The sequence below is a fragment of the Proteus vulgaris genome, from assembly GCF_016239305.1.
Classification (GTDB): Bacteria; Pseudomonadota; Gammaproteobacteria; order Enterobacterales; family Enterobacteriaceae; genus Proteus; species Proteus vulgaris_C.
This window is the reverse complement of the sequence record NZ_JAEHOQ010000014.1, coordinates 98,137-110,804: the sequence shown is the minus strand read 5'-3', so window position 1 is coordinate 110,804 and position 12,668 is coordinate 98,137. Positions and strand designations below refer to the sequence as shown.

Below are 12,668 nucleotides of genomic sequence, written 5' to 3'. Positions count from 1 at the left end.
TTTTTTGATTTTTTATTATACATATTTAATATTTTTATATTAATTGTTTAAATGATTTTTAATACGAGTTTATCATCAATGATTAACTTCTTTTTGATGCTTGAGGGGCATGGTTATTCAGTTTTATGAGTCCTATCATTTGTAATACAAATCATGAGGATAACGAATGTTTGATGAGGGAGAGTGATTAATAAATGAGAATGGTTCTTTTTAAATCCACTTATATAACGGCATATATAAAGCGATATTCATTATATGGATAAAAAAGTATAGCTATATTTTTTCTTTTTTCATCATGAAAAAATAGACAATATATTTATTTTTAATAATAGAGAATACATTATTAAACTAGTTTGCTTACTTTTTTAGAGTGCTTAAATGGATTCTTTAAAGAAAAAAGAAAAGGTAAAATTTTTTTGAAATTGCTGGACTCATTTTAGAAGAGATATAGATTTCACCTTGGTAATTGTCATACAAATAGTTAAGATAAAAAAAAGTTGGCTGAAAATGAGTGTATAGATAATCATTGTAGCATTAACTACGTAATAACCTCTAATGAGGTATTTTCTTTTGGTGGAAAGCAACTGTTGCTTCTTTTCTTTCTTTTTCGTTATCAGTATTTTTTCCACAACTAATGGCATTATTATGGGTAATTAATTGTGAGAACATTGATGATGAAAAGATTATTTCCATCATTAAATAGCCCTGTTTTGATAACAAAAATCAGCGATTATGTTAGTGATGTTTTAGGATTTAACATTTGAAGTGGTACTTTTTTCTAAAATTAAGTCAGCGTTATAAACAATTTGTCTAACATTGAAATAATCGTATGAATTTTATTTTTTGATATATTACACACAAAAAGAAGAGATCAAATTGTGAACTTGATCTCTTTTTATTCACCTTCAATTCAGCACTAATTATCTAGGCTAAGCTTTTTTCTGGTGCTTTTTTTATTTTTAATTGTGAAAAAACCAGTAATAAACCAATGATAGCGACTAAAGCAGCACTTAATGGCACGATATTGTAACTGTATTTTAATGCTATCCCTCCGATGATAGCACCAATAGCATTACCTAAATTAAATGCCCCAATATTGACAGAAGAAACTAAGCTTGGTGCATCATACGCAATCTGCATTGTTTTTATCTGCAATGGAGGTACAAGTGCAAAACTTGCTACACTCCAAATAAAGAGCGTGATCACAGTTAGGTATAGGTTATTTGAAACAAGGGGGAGGATGAGCATAGACACGATCAGTAATACAAAAAATATGACCAGCGTTCTTTCAATTCCATTTGCTGATAACTTCCCACCTAAATAATTACCTACTGTAAATCCTAAACCAATAACAACCAGTAACATCGCTACATCACTTTCATTGATATGCACAATGTTAATTAAAAAAGGTGCAATATAAGTATAAAGTGCAAAAAGAGCAGAGGCACCAAATACCGTTGTGAGTAAGGCCAGCACAACAGGTAAACGAGTTAATACTTTTAATTCGTATTTGATATTAGGTTTATTACCTTGTGGGATAATCGGAAGAAACAGAATCAAGCCAATTAAGGTTATAAAACCTAATCCTGAAATCAGTATAAAAGCTAAACGCCAGCCATATTGTTGACCTATCCAGGTGATTAATGGCACACCGACTAAATTTGCGATAGTTAATCCCATAAACATTGCTGCAACCGCCGCAGCTTGTTTGTGTTTTTCGACAAGGCTAGCGGCAACAACGGAACCAATCCCAAAAAAGGCACCATGGTTAAGACTCGTCACTAAACGAGCCATCATTAAGCCCCAATAGCTGTCAGCTTGCGAGGCTAATAAATTACCAGCAATAAAGAGTAATAATAGAAATACCAAAGCATGGCGTTTTGTTAATCGCCCTAAGCCTAAGGTTATAATAGGAGCACCTATCATGACACCGACAGCATAGCCTGTAATTAATCCACCGGCAGTTGTGATTGAGATATCTAAACCGGAGGCAATATTTGGTAATAATCCCATTGGTGTGAATTCAGTTGCACCGATGGCAAAAGCCCCAGTAGCTAGCGCTAATAAGGGAAGAAATGCTTTCATAAATATTCCTAATAAAATGAGTAATAACTCAATATTTAATATGGCAGTAGTGTAATGAGATAACTTAAGGCAATAAATAAAGTAAAAAACAATAGACTATTGCTGTAATAGCAATAATTTTTATTGAGTTTTATGTTAATAGATGATGTTTAACAAAGAGAGATACGATCACGATAATGGTGATGTCGATAATTAATTTTGCTTGAATGTAAATAATGGAATGAAGAATAACGTAAGAATTATGTTAGAGTTATTCTAGTTTGTTATTAAATTTGCCACTCTTATTTATGTTGGATTATAGGATTTTGTATGAACAATATTAGATTAATTGCCACGATTGTAGCGAAAGAAAATTATGAAAATGAGGTGTTATCCGCTTGCAAAGCAATGATAAAACCCAGCCTTCAAGATGAAGGCTGTATCCAATATGAACTACATAAGGATACAACTCAGTCAAGAACATTTATTTTCTTTGAGATATGGGAAAGCCAGAAAGCTATTGATAAACATAATGAAACGGTACACATGAAAACATTTATTGAAAATTTAAAAGATAAAATTGATTCATTAGACATTAAATTTATAGAAAAATTAGCTTAATTTGATTTATCCTCCTTCTTTAATGTACCACCTATTTTTTAAACCGGTGAGTTGCATACTCAAGTCATCATTTAAGCAGATATCCCATTGTATGTATCTGCTTGTTTTTTTTAAGTATTAGTATTTATTTATATAGAACAAACTATTCGCAATAACTCACTATTTTCGTCCTATTATTAACTTAATTGCAATAATGAAAAAATGTCCGTATCTTAAATCTCAATATATTACCTAATACCACAGAGGCTTATTATATGAGAGCAACGTCAGAAGAAGCTCATGTATTCGTTGAAGTTGTTGAACATAAAAGCTTTACAAAAGCAGCTGATAAATTAAATCTTGCCAACTCTGCAGTAAGCCGAACAGTAAAAAAGCTAGAAGATAAATTGGGTGTTAATTTACTTAATAGAACGACTCGACAAATTAGCCTTACGGTAGAAGGTGAATTGTACTTTCAAAGAATGAAAGTTATTTTGCAAGAGATGCAGACAATTGAAAATGAATTACATGGCACACAAAGTTCACCTAAAGGCTTATTACGTATTGATGCGGCAACGCCAGTTGTGTTACATCTTTTGATCCCGTTTATCTCTATCTTTCGCCAACAATATCCCGATATTATTCTTTCATTGGTTTCTTCTGAAACCTTTGTAAATTTAATTGAACGCAAAGTAGATGTCGCGATACGTGTAGGACAATTAACGGATTCAAGTCTACGTGCTCGCCCTTTATTTAATAGTTATCGTAAAATTGTCGCTTCTCCTAGCTATATAAAACGTTATGGGAAACCTAATTCTGTTTCAGATCTACGTCATCATACTTGTTTAACGTTTACAGAGCCGGCTACATTAAATACATGGCCTTTAGAAATTGAAAAAGGAACATTACTAAATGTTATCGAGGGATTGTCATCAAATAGTGGAGAGACATTAAGGCGACTTTGTGTTAATGGCGAGGGAATAGCGTGTTTATCTGATTTTATGCTAAATAAGGATATTCAAGAGGGTAATTTGGTTGAATTATTCGACGATAAATTACAACCGGTATCTTGGCCATTTCATGCTGTTTATTATAGTGACCGAGTCGTGAGCCAGCGTATTCGCGTTTTTATTGATAGTTTAACGCAATATTTATCTGACACATTAAAGCTATAACTTTTTGGCTTACTCATGTCCTTAATTTATTACCGCTTATCTTAGTGTGATAGCAAGACAATCTTACAGGGATAAAAGATATTGTCGAATATAAAGCCCATTTGACACACGTGTTTGGCTAAAATAATTAATTCCTATCTTCGATTGGATGATAGAAAAAAACCTTTTAAGGCCACCACAATACAATATAGGTGACCTTTATTTTCCAATAACTGATTCAATTAAGTATTAGATACTTTTAATCTGAAAGTAATTGACTAATTTATTAAGATTGAGTGCCTGTTCATTGAGTGAACCTGCAGCAGCAACCGACTCTTCTACTAATCCTGCATTTTGTTGTGTTGTCGAATCAAGCTGGCTTACTGCATTGTTGATTTGTGAAATACCATCACTTTGTTCATTACTCGCTTGTCCAATTTCTCGTAATAATGCGCTGATTTCTTCAACATCTGTGATCATTTTTTGGATCTGTAATTCAGCTTGTTCCACTAACTCCATCCCTTCTTGTGTTTGGGTTGATGAGTTTTCAATCAGTGTACGTATATCATTTGCTGAATCAGCACTTTTTTGTGCTAATAATCTGACTTCACTCGCGACAACGGCAAAGCCTTTACCATGTTCGCCAGCTCTTGCTGCTTCAACCGCAGCATTAAGTGCAAGAATATTTGTTTGGAATGCAATGGAATCAATTAAGTTAATAATATCTGTCATTTGAGATGATGAATTATTGATTGCTCTCATTTTTTCCGTTAACTGTAGCATCATTTCACCATTATGATGTACAGCAATTTCTGTTTTTTCAGCAACATTAATTGCGTCATTAGTGTGCTCCGTTGTATTTTTAACTGTTGAAGTCATTTGCTCCATTGAGCTTGCCGTTTCTTCTACGGAGGTTGCTTGTTCTTCTGTTCTGGCTGCTAAATTTTGGCTACCTGCTGTAATCTGTTCAGCAGCAGATGAAATGTTTTCAGCACCGTTTTGTACGTTTTGTACAACATCTAATAGATGGATTTTCATCTCAGCAAGCGCTTGTAATAACATTCCAGCCTCATCATGATAATTGGTGTTTACTTCTTGTGTTAAATCACCATTAGCAATCGCTTTAGCAAGGTTTATAGCTTCATCTAACGGGCGAGTAATACCTTTCGTAATAAACCACCCTAGAACACTACCCACAATAATACTAATAAGCGTTAATAATACTAAAAATACTCTCTTCTCAATAAAATCACGCTCAACAGCATCACCTGCCTTATTCATTTTTTGGTTTTGTAACTCAATAAACTCCAAAAGTTTATTGCGATACATAAGTTGAATACCTGCTGTTTTGGTGATTAATTCATTAACAGCAGCGTGCCGATTATTTTCGTTAAATGCTTTTACTACAAAATTTTGAGAGGTGATATATTTCTGGCGGATCTCATAAACTTCAGCGAGTATTTTTTTTGACTCATTATCGTGAGCTGTTTCCTCTAACTCTTTAAGTAATTGAGCAACCTTGGCGGTGATCTCAGCCTTTTTGCTCTCTTGTTCAGAGGCTAAACTTCCTTGCTCATCGAGCATGGTGAGTTGCTGGAAGATAATAAATTCATTGAAATTATTAATTAGCAAATTGGCTTTTACTGTGGCTGGATAAATATCATCAACAACATCATGAATATCTTGATTCGCACTATTCAATCCCATTAATGCGAAACTAGAACCCAATATAATTAACATTACCAATGTTGCAAATGCGATAGTTAACTTTGTACGAATTTTAACGTTTTTAAAGAACATGCTTAACCCTGGATAAATAATAATTAATAAGTATTAGTAACTTATTGAAGAAAAGACAGTATCGGTAAGCAGTGACAGAACTTTAGTCATTAAACGAAATAAAGGCAGATAAAAAGACTTGCATTGATTTTTAACACACTATTTTTAGTGTAAAAAAGAGATTTCTTCCCTTTTTTTATCTAAATGCGCTTAGTATTTAATTTTCATTCAATTTTATAAAGTTGAGGACTCAGTAATAATAACTAAGGATATTCTTTATTTTTTGTTAACAATTGTTTGTTTGGTTTTTATGTATGTTAATTTGATCTTGAAGATTAGGAAGATAAGAAATGGTTAATTTGCACGATTAAGATGATACCGTCCCTGAAAAATTTTTGACTATGATAAACTGAGAGATCTGTAACTAGTGAATTTATGGTTAATGTTAAATATACTTAACTCTCCATATTTCTTATACTTAATTGACTTAAAGGTAACGCTGTATGCGCAGTGTATTTATATTTTTGAGCGTATTTATTTTAGGATTTAGTCATATGGCGTATTCAGATCAAACACTCGTTTTTATAAGGCATGGTGAAAAACCTGATAATGAAAGTGGGCAACTGACTTGTAAAGGATTAAATAGAGCTCTCGCTTTACCTGATGTACTTATCAATCAATTTGGCAAACCTGACGCATTATTCGCAGCCACGCCTAAGCAAAATAAGTTAGGTAATTCATTACGTTCACTTCAAACTATCTCTCCCATTGCTATTAAAATGTCATTACCTATCCATCTTCATTATCATGCTAAAGAGATAAAAGAATTACGTGAAGATCTGTTAAGTCAGCAATATGAAAACTCAGTTATTTTTATTGCATGGGAGCATGATAATTTAGTCAAAGTGGCACGAGATATCATGAAGAAAGAAGGGGGAGATCCTAAATTAGTCCCTAAATGGAAGAGCAGTGATTTTGATAGTATTTATATCTTAAAAATAATCCGAGAGGATGATAAGAAAAGCGTTATATTTGAACAAAGACAACAAGGATTGAATGGTGTGTCGGAAGTTTGCCCTAGTTAGTGTATTATTTATCTAACGCTTAAAAAAAGATATTTAAAATAGATCTATACCAGATAGAGCTAAAACATTCTATTTTTACACGCAGGCTGAATGCTATTTGAAGTAATGCGGGAAATATATGTAAAATGAAGTTATACGCTCAGTAGATCACGAGGTTAAAGTACACCTTGTAAATTAATTTACTCGAAATAATAAAGGTAGTAATTCTGCTGGCGTGCAATGTAATGCTCCTCTCTTATTCACGTTATTATTGATTCAACGGAAAATACAATTAGTCGAGTGAGAGTGGGTGGAAAAGCGATATCGATAGGCTTGAAGATTATTACTCTTTAAAGAATAGCGGTATTTTATATATAAAGTTATTCCTAATAGGCTTTAGGGTAAAGCTAGCGCCTTCATATTTTAAATAATTTATATAAAAACAACACATCCATTATCTCTTAATTTTTTTATTATTGTTGGCTCTGTGGTGAAATTGTTCCAGCGTAAATCTAGTTTGGTGAGTTTTGTTAAATTAATCATGCCTTCTGGTAATGTTGAAAGCTGATTTGCACGCAAATCAATATGTTGGATTGAGGATATCTCTCCGATTTCATTAGGTAATTGAGTTAATTGATTAAATCGAAGATTTAGTGTGTTAATGTTTTTCAGTTTAGCAATATTAGATGAAACTAAACTAATTTTATTATTATTAAGATCTAATATTCTCACTTGTTCTAGATGATTAATATCATCTGGGATCTCTGTGATTTTATTATTCATTAAATAGATTTCACGTGCATTACTTAAGTGTGAAATCGCACCCGATATATTAGTTATTTGGTTATTATAAAGCCGTAACTCTTTTATTGATTTTAACTTAACATAGCTTTTAGGGATCACTTTTAAGTTATTATCAGTCGCATTTAAATATAATAAATTACTGAGTTCTGATAATGTATCGGGTAGTTTATTTAAGCTGTTATCACTCAGATAAAGGAATTGTAGCTCTTTTAATTTTCCTATCTCATCAATAATGTGGTTAATTTTATTATGTCCTAAATCAAGCATTTTAAGTTGAGTTAGCTTTTCTATTTCAATAGGAATATCAGTAAGTTGATTGCAAGAAAGGTTAAGTACATTGAGATGTTTACATTTAAGAATAGATAAAGGAAAATGCGCTAACTGGTTATTATAAGCACTAATTATAGTATAAAGAAAAGGTGATGTAATAAAGGAGTCTATTTCTTTATGAGTGGCTGAGTCTACGTTTAACTCTGATTTTGATGTTGAGTGCTGATGTAACATTTATATTTTCCTTATCTTAAACTGTTTATGTGCAGTTATTGGTTAGCTGATTTTTTTATCATCATATTGCCATTTTAAAGAAAGTAAGCAATAGAATAAAGATCATTAGCGTGGGTGGGTATTTTTTGGGAAAAATTCAACCTCATTACCGCTGGATTTATAAAGAGAATAGGTTTGATATTCTTAATTGGGTCTTTGTATCTATCTGTAATTAAAGGATATATTTATTATTGATGGAAGGTTTAGCTGGCACCATACATCAAAAAATAAAGAACAAGATATAACCTATTTAATGCAATTCTATCATCCATTCAAGATTGAATTTTACTAATATAAAACAAACTTTTTTGGTCCAAAATTCACTCGAGTATTATGCCAGTAACATTACTCTATCACTTTTATCATAATGTTATCATCATTTAATTTAGTAAAACCAAGTGATTCATAATATTGATTGAGATATGAAAATACTTTTTCTTCATATTTTTTAAGCAAATCTAATTGCATATCTTTCAGCCATAATAAATATCACTGTGAGTATTATGATATTCAAAATGAAGAGGAAATGATTTTAATGCAAACAGGGTTACATTCTTACCGAAATGTCGAATTCCATCTTCAATAATCTCGTTAGTTAATCCTTTTTCTCTAAATTTTGTTATTTATAAGTTTATTTATTTTATCTACAAGAAATCTACTATTATTGAGCATAGATAATCAACTGAAAATTAATATGCCGACTCGTATCTCTCTTACTATGCCTTCTAAAAAAGAATCATGTTCTATTTTAAATCAAAATGGTGCTGAAGAATTATTTGGAAATGGAGATATGCTTTATTTATCACCTTATCTTGAAAGGTTAGAGCGTATTCAAGGTGCATTTGTTACTGATGAAGATATACGGCAAGCAATAGATTACTCTTTTAAATGGGAAAGGGCTGAACATATTAATTTAAATTCTAACACTGATTATTTATTAAAAACTAGCGAATTTGATGAGCTAGATATTTTATTTTACGACGTTGTTGAGTTTATCGCAGAAACAAATAGAGTTTCTATATCAGGTATTCAGAGAAAATTTAGAATTGGATATAACAGAAGTGCCATGATTGTAGAGCAACTAGAAATGCAAGGGTTAGTGAATATTCTTGATCATAATGGCACCCGGACTGTTTTAATATGATTTGTGATTTTTATTAGAGGGTGTGGCTAAAATAATATTAAGACTATTGCCTTATTTGATTATCATTATTCTGAATTTATTTAAATATCTAGCAGTGTGTTAAATAGAAAAAGTTAATTACCTAATCAAATACAAGGACATTTCCCTGGAAAATATAAAAATAATAGTTGATATAAGGCTAAAGATTTCACCCGTATTTATTTTTAAAATGTAATAAATTCAATTTGATACATAATGTTTGCAGATGACAGGGAGCAAATAAATACTACTACTTATCATTAACCAGTAATAAGACAAATTTGTAATTGAGTCATATCAACATATTTTGTTGTTATAAGTGGAGTAAGAAAGAAACAGGAAAGTAGACTTTTGCACTTTAGTTTTAACCTAAATATTCAATGCTCAACCCTTTATTTTTAGCCATTTAAAAATATCAATAAAAACAATAAGTTATTTTTAGGTATTTTTAATAAGGTAAAAGTAGCAAAATTTTGCTAATCCCTTGCCATAGTTTATTTTTTCGTGATAATGCTATTGTTCACTGCCTCGTAGGCAGCTTAGAAAATACGGGCTTTATCTGACAGCATGATATCGGCGTTCACTGCCTCGTAGGCAGCTTAGAAATTCAAGCATTCAAAAACAGATAGCGTTAGGAGGTTCACTGCCTCGTAGGCAGCTTAGAAATTGAATGCCGGCATCACCCAATTTACCCGTTGGTTCACTGCCGCATAGGCAGCTTAGAAAATGTACTCTTAACTACAATCGCACCTCGACCAGTTCACTGCCGCACAGGCAGCTTAGAAATCTTGCAATATCAAATGTAAGGCATTGATTTGGTTCACTGCCGCACAGGCAGCTTAGAAATCAGATGCGGGTTCAACTCCCGCCAGCGCTACATAGGCAACTAAGAAATCCAGTTATGGGAAAGTCTAAGATGATTGTATTTAATTAGGTAACATTAGACTATACAGGACATAAAAAAGCCTGCAGGGCTTGTGCCTTGCAGGCTCTTAGAACTTCATCGAATGACTCTGGTAATCATCGATGGAGAATTTTGGTGGAGCTGGCGGGAGTTGAACCCGCGTCCGAAATTTCTACGTCCTCGGTACTACATGCTTAGTCTATCTTTAATTTCACTTACCCACTGCGGACAGACGCGCCATGAATAAGCTAGCTTGATTAAGTTTAACGCTTTGACCCCAAGCTAGGTCTCCACGCGATCTCTTTTGGGTTTGACCTCTCTTGATCCCCGTCTTAAGAGCGGAAGCTAGGGAGAGAGGGCTCTAAGCAGGTTATTAAGCTGCTAGTGCTTCGTACTGATTGTCGTTTGCGACTATCTTTTTTGCGGCTTTTTACGAGGCCAACCGCCCCTCGGCATGCACCTTGGGTTTCGCAAATCCCGTCGAATCCAGAATCAGCCCCAAGTTGTTGAAAGCGAGTATATCAGAAAAATACTTGTCATTGCTAGTACTTAACGCAATTTAGCGGTTAGCATTTTTCATGATACGTGCTTTGTCTAATTTCCACTCACGATCTTTGATGGTATCGCGTTTATCGTGATCTTTTTTACCTTTGGCTACGCCAATTTTAATTTTACACCATGCATTTTTCCAATAAAGGGAAAGAGCAACGACGGTGTATCCATCACGATTGATTTGACCGTAAAGTGAATCTAATTCGCGTTGTTTTAATAATAGTTTACGGGTACGAGTCGGGTCACAAACGACATGGCTTGATGCAACATTTAAAGGAGTAATGGTTGCACCAAAAAGATAAGCTTCGCCATCACGCATGATAACATAGCTATCACTGATGTTTGCTTTACCGGCACGCAGTGATTTAACTTCCCAGCCTTGTAACGACAGACCCGCTTCAATCTCATCTTCGATGAAATATTCATGGCGAGCACGTTTGTTTAACGCAATGGTCGCGGAACCAGGTTTGTGTGATTTTTTCTTTGTCATAATGTCCACATTATACTGTATGAGCAATAGAAAGAAATCATTTAACCGACTGTTTTCTTTTCAATTGCATAAAACTTAAGCTATATTCCATTAGATTTTTAATTAGTCACTGTTCAATGATATGATCCACACAGTGTTGTCGTACAGGAATAACTATGCCTCAGATTAGTCGATCTGCTCTCGTCCCTTTTAGCACGGAGCAAATGTTTAAACTGGTTAATGATGTTCTTACTTATCCTGATTTTCTACCAGGATGCGTTGGAAGTAAACTGATCAAAAGCACACCAGAAGAAATGATTGCATCAATAAATGTCTCAAAAGCGGGAATTAGTAAAACATTTACTACCCATAACTTTTTAAAGACTAATGAACGTGTTGATATGCGTCTTGTTGATGGCCCCTTCCGTAAATTGACTGGGGGATGGGTGTTTACCGCACTTGATGATAATGCGTGTAAGATAGAATTTCAGCTAGACTTTGAGTTCACTAATAAATTAATTGAGTTAGCTTTTGGCCGTATTTTTAAAGATTTAACGAACAATATGGTTCAAGCATTTACTCACAGAGCGAAAGAGATCTATCGTGACTAAAATATGGGTAGAGGTAACCTACGCGTTACCCGATAAACAGTACCTTATCCCTGTAGAACTAACGCTAGGGGACACTGTTGAACAAGCCATTATTGCTTCAAATATCTTAACGATTTGTAATGATATTGATTTAACTAAGAATAAAGTTGGTATTTATAGTCGACCAGCAAAGCTAAGTGATAATGTGAGAGACGGTGATAGAGTTGAAATTTATCGACCTTTAATTGCCGATCCTAAAGAAATGCGTCGTAAACGTGCAGAAAAAGCACGACAAAAAGCGGATTAATATCATGCTTTGCCCAAGATAGGGACGTCACATACTAGATTGATAGGCCGTTTGGTTACAGACGGATACAATGAAAGACAGCACTGCTATAAAGCATTTTCTCTTTATAAAAACACACCCCAACGTAAAGTTTAACGTATGGGGTGCAATTCGTTTTTGCCAATCTTATACAAAACTAAGTTTTCTTAGCGCAATGACAGCATTATGCTTTTGTTGCAGGCGCTGAGAAATTAGGCATATTGCCTTGCTTGTCAATCTTAGTCAGTATGCCATTGCTATCAAAAGTTAGTGTCAGCGTTTCTTGACGTACTTTCTGGTGACCGGGCTCTTCACGGAAAACATAATACCAAGTTTGGCTTCCGAAAGGATCTTTAAGCATTGGCGTACCAAGGGCAAATTGAACTTGCTGCTGTGTCATTCCTTGCTGAACTTTTGCGACTTCGGCTGGTGTCAAATAATTTCCCTGATTGATATCTGGGTGATAAACCAGTCTCTCGAACATAGAGCAACCTGAAGTCATTACGACTAAAGATAAGGCGGCAACTTTTAACAGTTTAAAACGCATGGTTATTACATTCCTTTTAGGGTCATAGTGACGATGATAATCGACAACGCAGCAATTGAAAACCTTTCACGCTCTGCCTATGACCCTAAATATCAATAAAAGTTTGTTAAT

General features: G+C 33.7%; 12 protein-coding genes, 1 other RNA gene and 1 CRISPR repeat array. Of the genes, 6 read left to right on the top strand and 7 right to left on the bottom strand.

Annotation, left to right across the window (positions count from 1 at the left end; translation table 11 throughout):
• Positions 1 to 552: 552 nt before the first annotated feature.
• Together JEP40_RS11810 and JEP40_RS11805 are read right to left on the bottom strand one after the other, a co-directional pair.
• Positions 553 to 696, bottom strand: a complete 144-nt coding sequence (locus JEP40_RS11810; RefSeq protein ID WP_198623702.1) for a hypothetical protein — start codon at positions 694 to 696, stop codon at positions 553 to 555.
• Between the two features lie 228 nt (positions 697 to 924).
• Positions 925 to 2,085 carry an MFS transporter gene (locus tag JEP40_RS11805; RefSeq protein ID WP_198623701.1) on the bottom strand — a complete coding sequence of 387 codons (1,161 nt, stop codon included), beginning with the start codon at positions 2,083 to 2,085 and terminating at the stop codon, positions 925 to 927.
• Between the two features lie 309 nt (positions 2,086 to 2,394).
• On the opposite strand from JEP40_RS11805, the gene JEP40_RS11800 reads away from it, so the two are divergent.
• Both JEP40_RS11800 and yafC read left to right on the top strand, forming a co-directional pair.
• Positions 2,395 to 2,685 carry a putative quinol monooxygenase gene (locus tag JEP40_RS11800; protein WP_198623700.1) on the top strand — a complete coding sequence of 97 codons (291 nt, stop codon included), beginning with the start codon at positions 2,395 to 2,397 and terminating at the stop codon, positions 2,683 to 2,685.
• A gap of 254 nt (positions 2,686 to 2,939) precedes the next feature.
• Positions 2,940 to 3,839, top strand: coding sequence for a DNA-binding transcriptional regulator YafC (gene yafC, locus JEP40_RS11795; RefSeq protein ID WP_198623699.1), 900 nt, complete (start codon positions 2,940 to 2,942; stop codon positions 3,837 to 3,839).
• 228 nt (positions 3,840 to 4,067) lie between these two features.
• Here yafC and JEP40_RS11790 read toward each other — a convergent pair whose 3' ends face one another.
• Positions 4,068 to 5,618 (bottom strand): methyl-accepting chemotaxis protein, encoded by a 1,551-nt coding sequence (locus tag JEP40_RS11790; protein ID WP_198623698.1) that lies wholly within the window; start codon positions 5,616 to 5,618, stop codon positions 4,068 to 4,070.
• Positions 5,619 to 6,100: 482 nt separating this feature from the next.
• Between JEP40_RS11790 and JEP40_RS11785 the strand changes: the two genes are divergently transcribed.
• Positions 6,101 to 6,682: a histidine phosphatase family protein gene (locus JEP40_RS11785; RefSeq protein WP_198623697.1), complete on the top strand. Its 582-nt coding sequence runs from the start codon at positions 6,101 to 6,103 to the stop codon at positions 6,680 to 6,682.
• Between the two features lie 411 nt (positions 6,683 to 7,093).
• Here JEP40_RS11785 and JEP40_RS11780 read toward each other — a convergent pair whose 3' ends face one another.
• Positions 7,094 to 7,969 carry a leucine-rich repeat domain-containing protein gene (locus JEP40_RS11780; protein WP_198623696.1) on the bottom strand — a complete coding sequence of 292 codons (876 nt, stop codon included), beginning with the start codon at positions 7,967 to 7,969 and terminating at the stop codon, positions 7,094 to 7,096.
• A 733-nt stretch (positions 7,970 to 8,702) separates the two neighbouring features.
• Here JEP40_RS11780 and JEP40_RS11775 point away from each other — a divergent pair.
• Positions 8,703 to 9,152: a DNA translocase FtsK gene (locus JEP40_RS11775; RefSeq protein WP_198623695.1), complete on the top strand. Its 450-nt coding sequence runs from the start codon at positions 8,703 to 8,705 to the stop codon at positions 9,150 to 9,152.
• Between the two features lie 536 nt (positions 9,153 to 9,688).
• A CRISPR array of direct repeats spans positions 9,689 to 10,016; the repeat unit is 28 nt; unit sequence GTTCACTGCCTCGTAGGCAGCTTAGAAA.
• A 191-nt stretch (positions 10,017 to 10,207) separates the two neighbouring features.
• On the opposite strand, the gene ssrA is transcribed toward JEP40_RS11775, so the two are convergent.
• Positions 10,208 to 10,574: a transfer-messenger RNA gene (ssrA, locus tag JEP40_RS11770) on the bottom strand.
• 59 nt (positions 10,575 to 10,633) lie between these two features.
• Positions 10,634 to 11,116, bottom strand: a complete 483-nt coding sequence (gene smpB / locus JEP40_RS11765) for an SsrA-binding protein SmpB (protein ID WP_109407355.1) — start codon at positions 11,114 to 11,116, stop codon at positions 10,634 to 10,636.
• Between the two features lie 155 nt (positions 11,117 to 11,271).
• Here smpB and JEP40_RS11760 point away from each other — a divergent pair, with 155 nt between their 5' ends.
• Both JEP40_RS11760 and JEP40_RS11755 read left to right on the top strand, forming a co-directional pair.
• Entirely contained in the window at positions 11,272 to 11,706 is a 435-nt protein-coding gene (locus JEP40_RS11760; protein ID WP_006533588.1) for an SRPBCC family protein, read from the top strand.
• A complete protein-coding gene (locus tag JEP40_RS11755) occupies positions 11,696 to 11,992 on the top strand; it encodes an RnfH family protein (RefSeq protein WP_369961909.1) in 297 nt (98 codons plus the stop codon). Before JEP40_RS11760 ends, JEP40_RS11755 begins: the two co-directional genes overlap by 11 nt.
• Positions 11,993 to 12,194: 202 nt before the next feature.
• On the opposite strand, the gene bamE is transcribed toward JEP40_RS11755, so the two are convergent.
• On the bottom strand, positions 12,195 to 12,557 hold the full coding sequence (gene bamE / locus JEP40_RS11750) for an outer membrane protein assembly factor BamE (protein WP_036935295.1): 363 nt from the start codon (positions 12,555 to 12,557) through the stop codon (positions 12,195 to 12,197).
• Between the last annotated feature and the right edge of the window lie 111 nt (positions 12,558 to 12,668).